Origin of the sequence: Cognatundibacterium rugosum (assembly GCF_014284365.1) — a bacterium.
Lineage (GTDB): Bacteria > Pseudomonadota > Gammaproteobacteria > Burkholderiales > Burkholderiaceae_D > Undibacterium > Undibacterium rugosum.
Map to the genome: position 1 here is coordinate 96,160 of NZ_JACOGG010000005.1, position 17,196 is coordinate 113,355.

The following is a 17,196-nucleotide window of genomic DNA, read 5'->3' on the forward strand; positions in this document are numbered from 1 at the left end:
AAATTCGGCACCCTGCGGTGCCAGTTAAGAAAATCCAAAAACGAATTATAAAAGATGTAGCCGCCTCAACGCAGCTTTCAATCTCAGGAAACGGGACAAGTCAGATCAGCGCATCCCGGCTGACACCACGCGACAGGAAAGAACGCTTCAGTTTAATCAAGGCTTCTTGCTGTATCTGGCGCACGCGCTCACGTGTGATTCCCATTTCATCAGCCAGGGTTTCTAATGTGGCCGGATCATCGTTATCCAGACCGAAACGCCTGACCACCACAATACGCTGTTTATCGGGCAATTTGGACAGCCAGTCACGTACCAACACCGTCATTTCATGATGCTCAGCCCGCGCATCCGGACCATCATCGCTATCGCCAGGCAGCATATCCATCAGGCTCGATTGCGGATCATTGTCGAGCGGCGTATCGAGTGAAGTTGCATGTTCAGACAAAGCCAGAATATCCTGAATTTCATCAACAGGCCTATCCACCAGCAAGGCAATGTCTTCCAGATTCGCGTCACGCCCATCGCGTCGCTGTGACTCCAGGTGATATTTGGCCCTGAGTATCTGATTCAGCTCACGCACCATATGCACAGGCAAACGGATGGTACGCGCCTGATTCATGATAGCCCGCTCTATGCTTTGACGTATCCACCAGGTCGCATACGTAGAAAAACGGAAGCCACGTTCAGGCTCAAATTTATCAATCGCGTGCATCAGCCCGAGATTGCCCTCTTCTATCATATCCAGCAAAGCCACGCCGCGATTGATGTAGTGTTTAGCGATCGACACCACCAGGCGCAGATTGTGCTCTATCATCTTTTGCCTGGCTTCAAAATTCCCTTGCTTAGCCAGCGTTGCATAGTGCAACTCTTCTGCCGAATCAAATAAAGGGCGGGTGCCAATCTGGTTCAGATAATACTGCGTGGTATCGGTCGATAACTCAGCCGCCAATACATTTTTCAACTCATCGATGGGCGCGACGATCAAAGAGACAGGGTCGGTCGCCTGTGCAGAATCGCGCTCCTCTCCATCACCAGAGTCTTCGGTATCGTCGTCAGCAACATCCTCATCAGCTAACGCATCGACTTCATTAAAAGACGCTAACTCTTCCTTATGGCTGTTTGCAGTTTTTTGCATAATGTAGACCAAAGCTGATTACGTTGATGAACATGGGATCAGTCCCGGAAGCAGAGTGACCTCGCTTACTACTTACTGATGACTACGTTTCAGAGCCAGCATTAACTAAACAAATACAAAGCAAATACAGCTTACAGGCAGAGGGCAGCGCCGGGGAATTATCGTGCAGGCAGATATTTCAAAGGATCGACAGACTTACCGTTCAACCTGATTTCGAAATGCAATTTAATATTATCACTATCTGAATTGCCCATTTCAGCAATTTTTTGTCCTTTTGCAATCATTTGTCCCTCCTTCACAACAATGCTCTTATTGTGCGCATAAGCCGACAATAAATTGCTGTTGTGGCGGATAATCACAAGATTTCCATAGCCGCGTATGCCACTACCCACATACATCACACGTCCGGCTCCGGCAGCAAGAATATCCTGCCCCGACTTACCCGGGAAATCCACGCCCTTACTTCTGTTTTCATCCGATGTGGCAACCGGTTTTGCATCGACCGGCCAGACCCAGTCCACACTCTCGTTATCAGCGACAGCAGGCTGAGCCGGTTTCTCTGGCGCTTTTTCGATCACTTTTTCGGTTGCTTTTTCAACGCCCTTAACCGGAGCCGCCACATCAGTCCGCGCGACGGTAGTGGTTGCCAGAAGCTCAGGCTTTTGCAATTCAGCCAGCGTCGCTTCGCTATAAGGACGCTTATCGGCTTTGGGCGAAGTTTTATTGCCCGATACCGGCGCAGATAAAGGCTTCACCTCAACCCCTGCAGCACCTACTACAGGGATGGTCTGCACAGCCCCCGTTGACGACTGATCTGGCGCACTGACACGCAATACCTGATCAACCTTAATGTCATTTGGATTTTTCAAGTTATTCCAAACCACCAGATCGCTGTAACTATGACCATGATCCAGCGCGATTTTGTACAAGGTATCGCCACGCTTGACGACATAGGTTTTACCCGGCTCCTGCACCTTCACGACGGGTTTAGGCGGTGCTGGTTGCGGCACAGGTTCGACCACCGCAGGGGCAGGATGACGATCAACGATGGGCGCCTGATTCGGCACCGAACTACAGGCGCTCAGCAAGCCAGCGAGCGCCAAAGGAAAGACGAAACTAAGTGTATATTCTGTTTTTTTCATGCTGATTCTGATTTGCCTGATGAAGAGCGCCTAAGGTTCACACCATGCCCGGCTGCAAAGGAACAAAATGACAGGATTCTATGACGGTTTTGCGCCATTCTTTCTGATTCAGGCGCTCAATCAGATGCAATTCCTGTTTTTTTCCACCCACCGGCGCAACCAGGCGACCTCCGATGCGCAATTGTTCGAGTAAGCCAGACGGAATTTCCAAACCGGCAGCAGCCAGTATGATACCGTCAAACGGTGCCACTTGCGGCAAGCCCAGCATGCCATCGCCATATTGCAGGCGGATATTAGCGATGCGCATAGGACGCAGATTATTTTTTGCCAGTTCATGCAAGGCCTTGATGCGCTCTATCGAGTACACATCTTTTGCCAGCAAAGACAAGACCGCAGCCTGATAACCACAGCCTGTACCGATTTCCAGCACCCTGTCCATCATGACGCCGTTGCGCAAGATTTCTATCATGCGGGCCACGATGTAGGGCTGAGAAATGGTTTGCTGATAGCCGATAGGCAAAGACGCATCGACATAAGCCTGACCGACCATGCCTGACTCCAGAAACAAATGCCTGGGTATGGCCTGCATCGCTGCCAGCACCAGCTCATCTCTGACCCCTTGCTCCGCAACCCGCTGCACCATGGCACGGCGCACGCCATCCGACACCGCCGGCCGCTCAGTCACACTCGATACCGCCACAGGTGCAGCCACCCTACCCAGACGGGCAGACTGCGAATTCTGCATCGCGGTCTGCGACGAACCATCCGTAAAACGGCGCTCGGGTCTGGCCGTTTTTTTATCGACCACAGAAGACAGCGACAGCGGGAAACGCTTTTCACCAGAACTCATCATGCCCCCAAAGTCCAGCCATCCACATTCAATGCATCCAGCTGGCGGAAATTGGTCAGATCAATTTGCAGCGGCGTCACTGACACAAACGCGCGTGCAGTCGCATCAAAATCCGTCCCCTCGCCGCCATCTCTGACTGCGCCGGGTGGCCCTATCCAGTAAATTTCGCGCTCATGCGGATCACGCATCGCAATCACCGGCTCTGAGGCATGACGTTTACCCAGCCTTGTCTTACGCACACCCTGGATGTCTGCGCGTGGCAGATTCGGTATATTCACATTCAGCAGATAAGGCGCGGCCAGCCCAAACTCGCCATGTCTGACCATCGCAGCTGCGATCTGCGCCGCAGATTCCAGTTCACGCCAGCCTTTATCGACTTGCGAAAACGCGAGCGCGGAAATGCCAAACAAATAGCCTTCAGTTGCCGCCGCCACTGTGCCCGAATACAAGGTGTCGTCGCCCATATTCTGGCCCTGATTGATGCCGGAAATGACGAAATCAGGGCGCTCACGCAGGATAGACGTCAGCGCAATATGCACGCAATCTGAGGGCGTACCATTCACAAAATAAAAACCGTTTGGCGCACGCTGCACCGACAATGGACGATCCAGCGTCAATGCATTGGACGCACCGGAACGGTTACTGTCAGGCGCGACCACCGTCACGTCGGCAAATTGCGACAACTCCTGCGCCAGTTGCTGGATGCCGGGAGCGAGATAACCATCATCATTACTGAGTAGAATTTTCATATCGGGCATTCTACCTGATGCACAAAAACAAATTTCTTTCCGATGAAAAAAATCAGGCATAATCAAAATCTAACGACCGTACTATTATTTAAACTGGAGACGAACAATGAAGGCTGTCGTATGCAAACAATGGGGACCACCTGAGGCCCTGGAAGTCTGCGAAATTCCTGACTTAACACCAGGCCCCCAAGAAGTGCTGATTCAGGTACAGGCAGCAGGCATCAACTTCCCCGATGTCCTGATCATCCAAAACAAATATCAATTCAAACCCGAATTACCCTTCACGCCGGGCAGCGAGGCATGCGGCATCGTGCAGGCCACCGGCGCTGAAGTAAAGCACTTCAAAGCGGGCGACCGCGTGATTGCCTTCGTTGGAAATGGTGCATTTGCACAACAGTTATTAGCGCCGCAGCAGGCGATTTTCCCGGTTCCACCAGGCATGGACGATGATACTGCTGCCGCCATCACCCTCACCTATGGCACGTCGCACCATGCACTGCTGGACCGCGCGCAGTTGAAAGCCGGTGAAACCGTGTTGGTTCTGGGTGCATCCGGCGGTGTCGGCATTGCTGCGATCGAGATAGCCAAAGCCACCGGTGCGCGCGTGATTGCAGCCGCCTCCAGTGCAGAAAAGCTGGCCGTCTGCGTGGAACACGGCGCCGATATCTGCATCAACTACAACGACGCCGACTGGCGCGATCAGCTCAAAGCGGCAACCGGCAAACAAGGCCCGGATGTGATTTTTGATCCGGTCGGCGGCGACTATGCCGAAGCCGCATTCCGCTCCATCGCCTGGCGCGGCCGCTACCTGGTGATTGGCTTTGCCAATGGTGAAATCCCAAAAATCCCGCTCAACCTGCCCTTACTCAAAGGTGCCTCGATACTGGGCGTGTTCTGGGGCGATTTCGTGCGCCGTGAACCCACCGCCAATCTGCAAGCAATGCAACAACTGGTCGGCTGGTTCCATGAGAAAAAAATCCGCCCGCATATTTCGGGACGCTATAGCCTGAGCGACTGCGCCACAGCCATGAATCTGCTGGCCACCAGAAAAGCCACCGGCAAACTGATTATCCGGCCGCAGGATTAAGCTGGGGATTTAAAAATTATCCCTTTGCACATGCTGTTCAGTTAGATACGGAAGCGATCAAGATGCCATCCCTGCGCAGACGGGATGGCGTCTTGATCCGCGTAGTTCAAGGAAATGGCGTAACAGATGAAGGCCATTGCGATGCACAAGTCATTGCGGCTTAAGATCCTCACCTCGTTTTCACGCGCCTTTCAAGAGCAAAGTAAGCCAGATGGCGCATGGTTACCAGGTGTTTGCTTACTGCTTTTGGTTTTACAAGGCGCATCGCTATGCGCCTTAACCGCCCTATGAGCTGATCTCCAATGACAGCTTCAACTACGCACCCATTGATACCAGACCCTAGAGGGTAGGATTTAACGCAATGAGTTTAGTCACGAAATTGTCTATTGGTTTCATATATGCCTCTTCGGAATAGTTTAAAGATTTAATACAATTTCGATAAATATCAGCTGTTTCCCGAATCTTTGATGGTTGCACCAAAAAAGCTAAGGATAGCGCCTGCATAAAGAAGGTACTCATAAAGTATCCACATTTTTCAGGATTATTGATAGCGCTGCTCAGTTTTTCTAAATCTAAGGTGGTTTCAAAAAAGGGGAGAACGGTTGTTTTTGTCAGATCCTCAATCAAGTTCGTAATCTGAACCAATTCGTCCACATTGCCCAGTTTTTCCACTTCAGGAGGCCTGCTTCGCCCCGTAAAATACGGGTAATTACATCCAACAGTATACTCGCTGACTGAAAGATCGCCGGTCACTCTCTGTACCAATTCCCCTACTGCCGGTATATCGAATCTGGCAGTAAGATAGATTGCAAATGTATAGCGTCTCTTTTCAACACTCAGCCATAGACGTTGAGTTCCGTAGGGAACAGTTCTTTCTGCCCACTTCTCCTTCTTGTTCCAAACAAAACCGGCTGGTTCAAACAGGGGTTTTAAACGCGCAACAATAAAATCCAACACACTCTTTTCCGTTAAGGGCTTTTCTTTCACCGCAGGCTTTTCATGCGCCTTGATGAAATCAGCAGCCTCCTGACTTTTTGGGTAATAGACCAATTCTTCCTGCACATCCACGACTTTCAGATTCAACTCTCCCGCCAGTTTCAAGATGACTGCCAGTACCTGCTCTTGATTTTGGGCAATATTAAGCACGGCAATTTTTTGTCCGAAATTCCCAATCAAGGGACCATCCCCCCAGACGCATTCGTCGATCCCGTCTTCTTTGTAGGTGGATAAACATGGATACTGGGCAACCAGTTGCTGATATAACTTGCCCAGCGCAGCACCTGGCCCGGCATTGTCAGATTGATGCTGCTCCACGAGCTGATCAATCATTCGTTGACGTTGTGTCGCATCGCCCGGTAAGGCGGCATCAATAATCTGAACAATAAAACTCATCTTTTTCCTTTCATTATTCGTACGCTTAATTTATGTTATCCGGCTAATCCCCTGCCCCATGCGATGCAATACGCGGAACCAATTTCACCCCTGACCTACCCAACTCAAGGCCTAGTTTTCATGCCCCTTACAGACACAAAGTAAGCCAGCAAGCGCATAGTTATTGTGTGTTTGTTTTTTTCTTTGCGTTTCACCTGAAATTTAACACGCTAAGATGCAATTCCCTAACAGGCCACATTGCAATACGCTGCATGAGGGCTAAGGAAATATGGAAGCTGATCAGATTTTCGCCCATCCCCTTCTCCTGCAAACCAAAAACCTCCCCAAAGCCCGATACAATTTCCGGTCTTTGGGGAGGTTTTTAGTTTTGATGGCTGCCTCTTCAGCGCCATGCACTGTCGTTTCTAATTCCCCGCTTTAACTCCGAATTTACGCAAAACCGACTCCAGCAAGCACCATTCCGTAAAGCCACTTTGCATTAAATTGACGCCGACAAAAGCCGTCACTGCCAGCCACCACGTGTTAATAAACCAGGGGCTGTCAGGCAAGCCCAAAGTCAGTGACAGCAAAATAAATAAACCGGCGACAATGCGTACGATTTGCCATGAGCTCATGATACTTCTCCTTGTTGAGTAATGAATGCGATGCGGTGGCGATAGGCTATGTAATACAGCAGCGGAATCACGATCAGCGTTAACAGCGTCGAGATGAATATGCCAAAAATAAGCGAGATGGCCAGACCGTTAAAAATCGGATCATCCAGAATAAAAAATGCGCCCATCATCGCGGCCAGGCCAGTCAGCATGATGGGTTGGGCGCGCGTGGCTGCTGCATTCACGACTGCATCCTTGAGCGCCATGCCGGTTTGCACCTGGAGCTGAATAAAATCAACCAGCAAAATAGAATTTCTGACGATGATGCCGGCCAGCGCAATCATTCCTATCATGCTGGTTGCTGTGTATTGCGCACCCAGCAAAGCGTGGCCGGGCATGACACCGATGATGGTTAATGGGATAGGCGCCATGATGATGAGGGGCGTCAAATAAGAACCAAACTGCGCCACCACGAGTAAGTAAATCAGTATCAGACCAATCGCGTAGGCAGCGCCCATATCGCGGAAGGTTTCATAGGTGATTTGTGATTCGCCATCCCATTTGATCGCGTAGCCACGATAGGGATCAGCAGGCTGGCGGATGAAATACTCCTTCAGTTCGCCACCACCGGGAACAGGAATCTGGCTGATCGCTTTGCGCATAGAAAACAGGCCATACAAAGGACTGTCTGTTTTGCCCGCCATGTCGGCAGTCACATAATTCACCGGCATTAAGTCCTTGTGATAAATGGCTTGCTGACGGCTGCTACGACTCAGCGTGACCAGCTCCCGTATCGCGACCAGTTTTCCTTCAGAAGTTTTGACTGACAATTGCAATAAGCCATCCAGATCGCCATGACTTTCTGTTGGCAATTGCAAGATAGCGGCATTGGGATACTTGCTTTCATCATGTAGCCAGGTCACTGCATCACCCGCCAATCCCGTACGCAAAGCGGTCACGATGTCTGCCTGCGACACGCCAAGTAAAGCTGCTTTACGCCTATCCACCAGCAACACCCAACGCGGTGCCGATGCGATGCTGCTGTCATCCACATCGACCACACCGGCACTGGATTGGAATACTTCCCGCACTGCCTTGGCGACCTGGCGACGTCCTTCTGCTTCCGGGCCGTAAATTTCTGCCACGATAGGCGCAAGTACTGGCGGGCCAGGCGGCACTTCTACAATTTTTATGTTGGCATTAAAGCGCTTGCCTATCGCTTGCAAGGCCGGACGCAAGCGGCTGGCGATGGCATGGCTTTGTTCCTTGCGCTGGTGCTTATCGACCAGATTGACTTGCAGATCACCGACTTCGCCACCGGTGCGCAAATAATATTGACGAACCAGTCCGTTAAAATTAATCGGTGCGGCAGTACCGGCATAGACCTGATAATCACTCACTTCAGGAACGCCGGACAGATAAGCACCTAATTCACGCAGCACCGCCGCCGTCTGCTCGACCGGCGTACCGGCAGGCATATCGACGATCACCTGAAATTCCGACTTATTATCGAATGGCAGCATCTTCAATAACACCAGACCGGTCGCTGGAAGCAGCATAGAAAAAGCGATTAATGCAGCCACCGCCAGACCCAGAAAGCCGCGATGACGTTTTCCATTTACTTCATTCAAAAAAGGATGAAACAGTCGTGCAAACAAGGGGGGTAGCATAGCGGCTAAACCATGCGGTTTTGCATCAGCTTCAGTACGATGCAGGTCTTTCATCCAGATACCGGCCAGCCACGGCGTGACTACAAAGGCCAGCGCCAGTGACAGCAGCATCCCCATACTCGCGTTGATCGGGATAGGACTCATGTAAGGCCCCATCAAACCCGATACGAAGGCCATAGGCAGCAGCGCCGCAATCACGGTCAGTGTAGCCAGAATTGTCGGGCCACCCACCTCATCCACTGCGCCGGGAATGATTTCCTTTAAGGACTTACCCGGAAAACGGCGCTGATGGCTATGGATGTTTTCAACCACCACAATCGCGTCATCGACCAGAATACCAATCGAGAAAATCAAGGCAAACAGCGATACCCGGTTCAGGGTAAATCCCCATGCCCAGGAAGCAAACAGCGTGACCATCAGTGTGAGTATCACCGCGACACCAACAATCGCCGCTTCACGCGCACCAAGCGCAACAAAAACCAGCACTACCACGGACAGCGTGGCGAACAATAATTTCTGTATCAGTTTTTGGGCTTTATCGTTCGCAGTGTGGCCGTAGTTGCGCGTTTCAGCGACCAGGACATCGGCGGGGATGACGGTATTCTTCAATTCTTCAATGCGGGTCGTGAGCGCATTGGCGACATCAATTGCGTTCTCACCCGATTTTTTGGTGATCGCGATCGTCACGGCAGGATATTCAGCGCCACTTTTTCCTGCGACGCCATGCCAGACATAAGGTGCCGCCGGCAATGGGCCATCTTTAATGGTGGCGACATCCTGCATAAACACGGGCTTACCGTTGTGGACAGCGACCACCAGCTCGGCAATTTCCCGCGCATCGCGTAAGAACGGACCAGCCTCAAGCGCGACCGCCTGATTACCAGACAGCAGTTCACCCACAGGCAAACCCATATTTGTCGATTGCAAGGCATTGCGCATATCGGCGACGCTGACACCGGAGCCTTGCATACGCACCGGGTCCAGCTCGACCAATACCGCACGTCCAGGACCACCGATAGTCGTCACGCCTCGGGTGCCGGGTACGCGTTTCAAGTCGTTTTCTATACTGTGCGCGACACGCTCCAGATCATAGGCGCCAGTGTCAGGATTTTTACTGTACAAGGTCAGACTCAGGACAGGTACATCCTCAATCCCCTTAGGCTTCACCAGTGGCGGCAACACGCCTGCATTTTTAGGTAACCAGTCCGCATTGGAATGCACCGTATCGTACAAATGCACTAAGGCTTCAGTGCGCGCAACGCCCACCTTAAATTGCACAGTCAGGATAGCAATGCCCGGCCTGGATACCGACGTGACGTGCTCTACACCAGGCATCTGTGACAGCATTTGCTCTGCCGGTGATGCCAGCATTTGCTCTACTTCAGTCACTGCAGCTCCGGGGAAAGGCAGCAACACATTCGCCATCGTCACATTGATTTGCGGCTCTTCTTCGCGCGGCGTAACGACGATCGCAAAGACCCCCAGTAAGAAAGCCGCGAGCGCCAGTAAAGGGGTAATTCTGGCGGTCTGAAAAAATCCGGCAATGCGTCCGGAGACACCAAGTCTGGCATTCATCGCACTGCCCTCACCGCAGCGGCCGGATCAAGCGCAACGCGCTCTCCGGCACTGATCCCCGTCAGGATTTCAGTCGCACCGTCACGGCTCTTACCCAGTCTGACCTGGCGCAAAATCACATGCTGCTGGCTGTCAATGATGTAGAGCCCCGTCATTTCTGCACGCTTTACAATGGCTGTGGCGGGCACATAGAAATGGTTTCCCGTTCCCCCTTTTAATGGCAGCCAGACTCTGGCAAACAAGCCCGGTGCAAAGTCTTGCGCTGGCTCTGGCAAATCTATACGCAGTGTGGCGCTATGGGTGGCAGCATCGATGGTCGGCAATACTTGATATTGGGTCGCTGTGAGCCATTGACGACCCGCAGCCAGTCCCGGAAATTCAATTTTTATAGGCTGGCCGGCCTGAAACTTATTCATTGCCGCTTGCGATACGGTAAAGCTCGCGCGCAAGCCCTTGGGATCAAACATGGTCAGCAAGGGCTTGCCTGGCATTGCCATATCCCCCAAGGCTATCGGTAATTCAGAAACCACACCGGCATACGGCGCCTTGATCACAAAAAATCCGGATTGAATATCGGCCACATTGGCCTGGGCTATTTGTGATTTCAATTGATCGGACAAAGTCTTGTATTGCGCCTCAGCACGCTCTAAGGCTGACAGGCTGATGAACTGCTTTTGAAATAATTGTTTCTGACGCTGCAGATCTTTGTCTGCCAACTCCAGCGCTGAGCGTGCGGCAGTTGATTGCGCCTGACTGGCGACACTCCCCTGCAACGCTGAACGCGCATCGATACGCAGTAAAACCTGACCTTCTTTAACGCGGTCACCGGCTTTTACCTGCAGCGCGACGACAGCGCCAGCCACCTGGGCGGCAATCACGGTTTGACGTACCGATTCCACTACCCCTTCAAAGCTCGCATTGTCAGCAGAGGCTGCCGGCTGAACAAGTACACTCGCCAATTCCCCCTGTGCAGCAAACGCACATGTCACAGGCAACACCAGCGTCGCAAGCGCAAAACGTAAACGAGAAATTATCAACATCATCCTCACCTCAAAAATTTACTTCATCATCAGCATCTTCGTTAACGTCATTATTTAACTAATTAATTAAATACGCAAGCAAAGAATGAATTAAATACGCAAGCAAAGAATGAATTAAATATGCGTTACAATGAAAGCCAAGTCATGCGTAGTGACCAATAAATTTCCAAATAGAAAGTAAATATGGATGAATTGAGCTTAGAGGCCTTAAGCCAGGTAGCAGGATATTTCTCTGCATTGTCGGAACCGACACGCCTGCAAATTCTGAGTCTGTTACGCAAGCAGGAGCGCAATGTGGGGGAGTTGGCGGCGCTTTGCGGTTACACCTCCGCGAACATCTCCCGCCACTTAGCCATCCTGAGCAAGCATGGTCTGGTGGCCAAAGACAGCCGTGGCACGAGTGTGTTTTACAGAATTGCCGACGAGTCGATCTACACGCTGTGCGATGTCGTGTGCGGCAGCCTGTTGAAGCAGCTGGAGGAAAAAGCGCGCTCGCAACAGGAGTTTGCGCAGTCTGCGAGACTCAGCAAAAATCCATAAAAACCCATAAAAAAAAATCCCGCATCACGCGGGATTTGTTTAGCTTGGTGTAGCTTGATCGCCCAACCAATAGCGGTCTATGTCTTTCAGACCCCATTTTGAGGCATCTTCGCGGTTGGCGATTTTGTCTTGCAAACCCGGGCCTGCCAGGTCCAGCAATTCGGGCGCGATGTAACCCATCGATTTGATAGAGAAAAATACCCTGACTTTAGGCATCAGCAAAGATTTACCCACCTGCTGCTCAACGACGACGCCCAGCCGTCCGGATTCCAGTCTGACCAGGGTACCGACAGGATAAATGCCTATGCTTTTCACAAAGGCCTGGAACACTTTTTCATCAAAATGGCCTTTACTCCATTCTGCCATTTTGCGCAGCGATTCCGCCGGGCACCAGCCCTGTTTGTAAGGGCGGTTGGAAGTAATCGCATCATAGACGTCGCACACAGCGCCCATGCGTGCATACAGGCTGATTTCATCACCTTTGAGACGATCCGGATAGCCAGTGCCATCCATTTTTTCGTGATGATGCAGACAAACATCAAGGGAAATCGCACTGACCCCCTGCGCGTCCAGCAGCATTTTGTGACCCGCCGCCGGATGCTCTTTGACTGATATAAATTCCTCATCCGTCAGCTTACCGGGTTTATTCAGAATATCACCCGGCACCATCATTTTGCCGATGTCGTGCAACAGGCCTGCCACCCCGGCCTCGCGGGTTTGTTCATCATTCAAGCCCAGCTGTTTAGACAAGGCCACCATCAATGCGCAGACCGCCACGGAATGCATGTAGGTGTAATCATCTTTGGTTTTCAGGCGCGCTAAACCGATCAATGCACCGGGATTACGCATGACGGAATCAGAAATTTCCTCCACCAGTGCCTGTGCATCACCCATGTCCACCGCTTTGCCCATACGGGCCTCACTAAACATGGAATACACGGCTTGCTTGGATTTATTAACGATCAGGGAAGCACGCCCCAATTCATCATCCATAGAAACGGATTCGATCACCCTGGGAGCCGGTGTGGATGGCTGCGGCTGCGGTGCAGGCTCTACTGCAGGTGCGGCAGGCTGTGCACTCAGGACATCCAGCCCTTTGCTGACATCAATCCAGGCTTCGCGAATTTTTGACTTTTGTATTTCTTTGATGTCATTCGGGTCGCTCAGAAGAAAGGATTTCTTCCAAAACGGAGTATCGATCCAGGAGCCACACAGCTCCTGAACAAACATACCTACTCGCAATTTTGAAACTTCGATTTTCTTCAACATAGATTCAGCCGTTAACGTTGCCTGACATCAGGAACATCTACAAATTATTCTATAAAGCGAGACTTGAAGCTATAGATATATGGAAATTATTTTTCCAAAGAGAAACTTTTTAACAATTGCATAGGCCTGAAGAAGTCTTGCATTTGTTTATTGCCAATAAAACTCAGGTTATAGGGATGTTCTGCAATGATGTGCGTGAAACAACTGGCCTCAGGAATTTTACGAACCTGTTCCGCAATTTTTCCCCACAATACCAATGCAGGCGCCGAATCCGAAGGCGTTTGTGCCAACGCATGCAGTACCACTTGCAAAAACGGCAGCCATGATTGCCCATCCTTGACGGGTGCTACATGATCGCGAAAAACCAGTGAAGCATTCAGCAGTAAAAAACCCTGCTGCTGCATTTTCTGTTGCAATTCATCCAAATGCTGAATTAACGGTGAATTTGCCTGGCCAGCGATCTGTGCCACGCCTTGCATCGCGTCACCAGTGGTTGCTGATTCATCGAGATAGCCATCGGCGACCAGCAACATTTTGAAGAAATTCCTGAGCGAAGTCGCACGATTGACTTTTTTAGACAAGCCAGTGGACGACCAGATTTCGCTGACGGCGCCATCCATAAAGCTGACCCCGGTTGCGCTTTGCTCCCTTGGATAAGGTCCCTCACCGATCAGCACATAGCGCACCTGGTCGCGCGGCACAGAAAACGCAGCAAACAGTCTATGCTGGGTTGGCAGATAAGGCTGTGCGCACAACTCAGTCAGATAAGCTGGTTGTGCCTGCTGCAGCGCCAGTAAGCCCTGCTCCAGCACGGCATGCCAGCTCGGATGTGCATGCTGCAAAGACAGGCGGATTTCCTCAGGCAGCGTAGCAACAACACTCATTGTGGCGCCCCGGTTGGCATCACTGCCGGTAAGGATGCGACGGGAAAACCCGGTACCACCATGGGCGCGCCGCCCGGTGGCACATTGGTCGGCGCACCATGCGGCGGGAAGCCTGCCGGTGCGACCGGAGATGGATTCGGATTTTCCGGTGCTGCGGGGTGCGTATAGACAGGCACAGGTGGTATTGCAGCCAGCTGTATCACTGCACTCTGCGGCAACTCCAGACGTTTGAGCGCGCCATTATCTGAGATCAAAATATACTGCGCATGCACTTCTTTGAGTACGACGCCAGGTGCCAGTTCCGCCCCTATCCCAACCGCACGGCCAGGCTTACCATCGGTGCTGATCACGGCTGCACTTTCATTCGCACGGCGTGCCAGCACTACGCCCTTTAACTGATGATTACTGATGGCAGCCTGCGGCAATGCACTGTCTCCAAAGATCCCTCCCCACTGACCGGAACCCGGCTCCAGTGGGGACTGCTGTGATGGGGCTGCCACACCACGGCTTTGGACTTTGAAAAATTTCAAGCCCCAAAAACTCAGGGTCATACATAGCAGGGCAAAGGCTATCAAGCCGGAAATAACAGGTAAGCGCTTCATTTTTTTCCTTATCAGCGAACCAATTGATTGATCTCGATAATCGGCATCAGCACAGCCAATACGATCATTAATACTACGCCACCCATGGCGAGGATCAGCAGCGGCTCGAGCATATTGGCCATGGTGAGTGCACGTCGCTCCAGATCCAGCTCCTGAGTGTTCGACGCTCGTTCCAGCATGGCAGGCAATTCACCCGTGACTTCACCGGCCCGTATCATATGTATCAGCATAGGTGGGAAATGCTTATGCACCGACAAGGCACGTGCCAGGCTGACGCCTTCGCGCACGCTGTTAGTGGCTTCTTCCACCTGCAGGCGCATCGCCACATTGGACAGGGTTTCACGACTGGTTTGCAGCGCTTTCAGGATGGGCACACCGGAGCCTGTCGTAATCGCCAGCGTGCTGGCAAAACGCGCCGTATTCAGGCTGCGCTCGAAGCGTCCGTATACCGGCGCGACCAGCAACCAGCGATGCCAGCGCATTTTGACATCCGGATCACGTAATGCGACCCGCCACAGCGAATACGCACCAACCAGCACGATCGCGACCAGCCAGCCCCAGTTACGCACAAAATCGGAAATCGCCAGCATCATCACCGTCAGGAAAGGCAGCTTTTGCTTGGTATTGGCGAACACTGACACAATCTGTGGCACCACATAGGTCAGCAAGAAAATCACAATCGCAAACGCGACCACAGTCACGATAGCCGGATAAGTAAACGCCAGCTTGACCTTCTGCACCAAGGCATTTCGGCGTTCGATATAGTCAGCCAGCTTAGACAGGACGCGTGACAAATGACCGATCTGCTCACCGGAAGCGACCAGCGCTGTGTAGATTTCAGGGAAGTCATTGGCGTGCTGTTTCAATGCATCCGACAAGGCAGAACCCGCCATTACTTCCGAACGCACTGACGCCACCAGATCGCGGATAAAGGTGCGTTCAGCCTGATCGAGCAAGGCCGACAAGGCTTGTTCCAGCGGCAGCCCCGCCTCCAGCAAGCTGGCTAACTGGCGCGTGAACATGGCCAGCTCTATAGTCGATAATTTATCGGCAAACAGTCCGGCCTTCGCCCCAGTCTGACCATCGTTCTTTTGCTGTATCGCCTCGACTGTGACCGGCACCAGCCCCTGTGAACGCAAATCACTGCGCGCAGCACGCGCACTGTCGGCATTGACCACGCCTTTACTGACACGGCCTGCGCTGTCGACGGCTTCATATCGGAATGCTGGCACGGCCTTACTCCTTGGTCACGCGAAGTAATTCTTCCGGCGTCGTAATGCCGCTGGCTAACCAGCGCTCGCCATCTTCACGCATGGTTTTCATGCCATCCTTTTGTGCCGCAGCACGAATTTCAGCCTCTGATGCCTGGTGGTGAATCTGAGCGCGAATTTCCTCGGTAGTCTGCAATAATTCATACACACCCACCCGGCCCTGATAGCCGGTATGTCCGCAATGATCGCAGCCAACCGCATGCCATCTGCCACCTTCTTCGCGACGGCAATGGGTACACAGCTTACGCACCAGACGTTGCGCAACCACGCCCAACAGTGACGACGACAACAGGAAGGGTTCTATGCCCATGTCCAGCAAACGCGTGACCGCTGCTGCGGAATCATTGGTATGCAGCGTAGCCAACACCAAATGGCCGGTCAGCGAAGCCTGCACTGCGATCTGCGCAGTTTCCAGATCGCGGATTTCACCGATCATGATCACATCCGGATCCTGACGCAAAATCGCACGCAAGGCCTTGGCAAAGCTCATATCGATACGTGCATTGACCTGAGTCTGTCCGACGCCCGCCAATTCATATTCAATAGGGTCTTCTACCGTCAGAATATTGGTGGTACCGGCATTCACACGCGACAAGGCAGCATACAAGGTGGTGGTTTTACCCGAACCAGTCGGCCCGGTCACCAGCACGATGCCATGCGGCTGTGCGATCAGCTTATCAAACTGATTCAGCACATCCTGACTCATGCCCAGATGACCTAAATCCAATCGTCCGGCTTCTTTGTCCAGCAAGCGCAGTACAGCGCGCTCGCCGTGTCCGGTCGGCAGCGTAGAGACACGTACATCAACCGGCTTACCCCCGATACGCAAGGTGATGCGGCCATCCTGCGGCAAACGTTTTTCGGCGATATCTAACTGCGCCATGATTTTGATACGCGAAATCAGCGAAGCATGGATCGCCTTACGTGGTCTGACCACATCCCGCAAAGCGCCGTCGACACGGAAACGCACCACGGAAATCTGTTCAAATGGTTCGATATGAATATCCGACGCACCGTCACGCAAGGCCTGGGTCAGCAAGGCATTAATCATACGTATCACTGGCGCATCGTCGGCCGACTCCAGCAAATCCTCCACTGCAGGCATGTCTGACATCAGTTTGGCCAGATCCAGATCTGATTCGACCTCGCCCACGACATCGGCCGCATCTCCGCCAGAACCCGCATAGGTCTTAGCGATCAGCGCAGCCAGCGCATCCTGCGACAGCAAACTGAATTTGACTTTGCCAAACTTTCTGCCGACTTCAGCAATCGCCGTGGCCGGCGTCTTGTCAGATAAAGAGATTTCTACTGGCGCTTCCGGCAAAGCTGTGTCGCGGCTGGCGAGTATAGAAAAATCACGCGCAAACCCAAATGGCAATAAGCGATTTTCCAGCATG

The 17,196-nt window shown here is 52.2% G+C and carries 15 protein-coding genes; 2 read left to right on the forward strand and 13 right to left on the reverse strand.

The window, feature by feature from the left end:
- Positions 1-100: 100 nt before the first annotated feature.
- From rpoS to surE, 4 genes are all read right to left on the reverse strand, one after another.
- Positions 101-1,135: an RNA polymerase sigma factor RpoS gene (gene rpoS, locus H8K47_RS06220; protein WP_186880553.1), complete on the reverse strand. Its 1,035-nt coding sequence runs from the start codon at positions 1,133-1,135 to the stop codon at positions 101-103.
- 158 nt (positions 1,136-1,293) lie between these two features.
- Positions 1,294-2,277 carry a peptidoglycan DD-metalloendopeptidase family protein gene (locus H8K47_RS06225; RefSeq protein ID WP_186880554.1) on the reverse strand — a complete coding sequence of 328 codons (984 nt, stop codon included), beginning with the start codon at positions 2,275-2,277 and terminating at the stop codon, positions 1,294-1,296.
- 37 nt (positions 2,278-2,314) lie between these two features.
- Positions 2,315-3,127, reverse strand: coding sequence for a protein-L-isoaspartate(D-aspartate) O-methyltransferase (locus tag H8K47_RS06230; protein ID WP_186880681.1), 813 nt, complete (start codon positions 3,125-3,127; stop codon positions 2,315-2,317).
- Positions 3,127-3,876 carry a 5'/3'-nucleotidase SurE gene (surE, locus tag H8K47_RS06235; RefSeq protein ID WP_186880555.1) on the reverse strand — a complete coding sequence of 250 codons (750 nt, stop codon included), beginning with the start codon at positions 3,874-3,876 and terminating at the stop codon, positions 3,127-3,129. The genes H8K47_RS06230 and surE overlap by 1 nt, the downstream gene beginning before the upstream one ends.
- A 106-nt stretch (positions 3,877-3,982) precedes the next feature.
- Between surE and H8K47_RS06240 the strand changes: the two genes are divergently transcribed.
- Positions 3,983-4,963 carry an NADPH:quinone oxidoreductase family protein gene (locus H8K47_RS06240; RefSeq protein ID WP_186880556.1) on the forward strand — a complete coding sequence of 327 codons (981 nt, stop codon included), beginning with the start codon at positions 3,983-3,985 and terminating at the stop codon, positions 4,961-4,963.
- 339 nt (positions 4,964-5,302) lie between these two features.
- Here the strand turns inward: H8K47_RS06240 and H8K47_RS06245 are convergent, their stop codons facing one another.
- The 4 genes from H8K47_RS06245 to H8K47_RS06260 form a co-directional block, all read right to left on the reverse strand.
- On the reverse strand, positions 5,303-6,355 hold the full coding sequence (locus H8K47_RS06245) for a hypothetical protein (protein ID WP_186880557.1): 1,053 nt from the start codon (positions 6,353-6,355) through the stop codon (positions 5,303-5,305).
- A 404-nt stretch (positions 6,356-6,759) separates the two neighbouring features.
- Positions 6,760-6,969, reverse strand: a complete 210-nt coding sequence (locus H8K47_RS06250) for a YgaP family membrane protein (RefSeq protein ID WP_186880558.1) — start codon at positions 6,967-6,969, stop codon at positions 6,760-6,762.
- A complete protein-coding gene (locus tag H8K47_RS06255; protein WP_186880559.1) occupies positions 6,966-10,193 on the reverse strand; it encodes an efflux RND transporter permease subunit in 3,228 nt (1,075 codons plus the stop codon). The genes H8K47_RS06250 and H8K47_RS06255 overlap by 4 nt, the downstream gene beginning before the upstream one ends.
- Positions 10,190-11,236: an efflux RND transporter periplasmic adaptor subunit gene (locus H8K47_RS06260; RefSeq protein WP_230410160.1), complete on the reverse strand. Its 1,047-nt coding sequence runs from the start codon at positions 11,234-11,236 to the stop codon at positions 10,190-10,192. Before H8K47_RS06260 ends, H8K47_RS06255 begins: the two co-directional genes overlap by 4 nt.
- Positions 11,237-11,416: 180 nt before the next feature.
- Here H8K47_RS06260 and H8K47_RS06265 point away from each other — a divergent pair, with 180 nt between their 5' ends.
- Complete coding sequence (locus H8K47_RS06265; protein ID WP_186880560.1) at positions 11,417-11,773, forward strand: ArsR/SmtB family transcription factor; 357 nt, start codon at positions 11,417-11,419, stop codon at positions 11,771-11,773.
- Between the two features lie 39 nt (positions 11,774-11,812).
- On the opposite strand, the gene H8K47_RS06270 is transcribed toward H8K47_RS06265, so the two are convergent.
- From H8K47_RS06270 to gspE, 5 genes are all read right to left on the reverse strand, one after another.
- The gene (locus H8K47_RS06270; RefSeq protein WP_186880561.1) at positions 11,813-13,042 is read right to left on the reverse strand and encodes an HD-GYP domain-containing protein; all 1,230 of its coding nucleotides are present in this window, start codon (positions 13,040-13,042) and stop codon (positions 11,813-11,815) included.
- Between the two features lie 86 nt (positions 13,043-13,128).
- Positions 13,129-13,926, reverse strand: a complete 798-nt coding sequence (locus tag H8K47_RS06275) for a uracil-DNA glycosylase family protein (RefSeq protein ID WP_186880562.1) — start codon at positions 13,924-13,926, stop codon at positions 13,129-13,131.
- Positions 13,923-14,528, reverse strand: coding sequence for a type II secretion system protein N (locus tag H8K47_RS06280; protein ID WP_186880563.1), 606 nt, complete (start codon positions 14,526-14,528; stop codon positions 13,923-13,925). Before H8K47_RS06280 ends, H8K47_RS06275 begins: the two co-directional genes overlap by 4 nt.
- A gap of 11 nt (positions 14,529-14,539) precedes the next feature.
- Entirely contained in the window at positions 14,540-15,760 is a 1,221-nt protein-coding gene (gene gspF / locus H8K47_RS06285; protein WP_186880564.1) for a type II secretion system inner membrane protein GspF, read from the reverse strand.
- Positions 15,761-15,764: 4 nt separating this feature from the next.
- On the reverse strand, positions 15,765-17,195 hold the full coding sequence (gspE, locus tag H8K47_RS06290) for a type II secretion system ATPase GspE (RefSeq protein WP_186880565.1): 1,431 nt from the start codon (positions 17,193-17,195) through the stop codon (positions 15,765-15,767).
- Position 17,196: the final 1 nt, after the last annotated feature.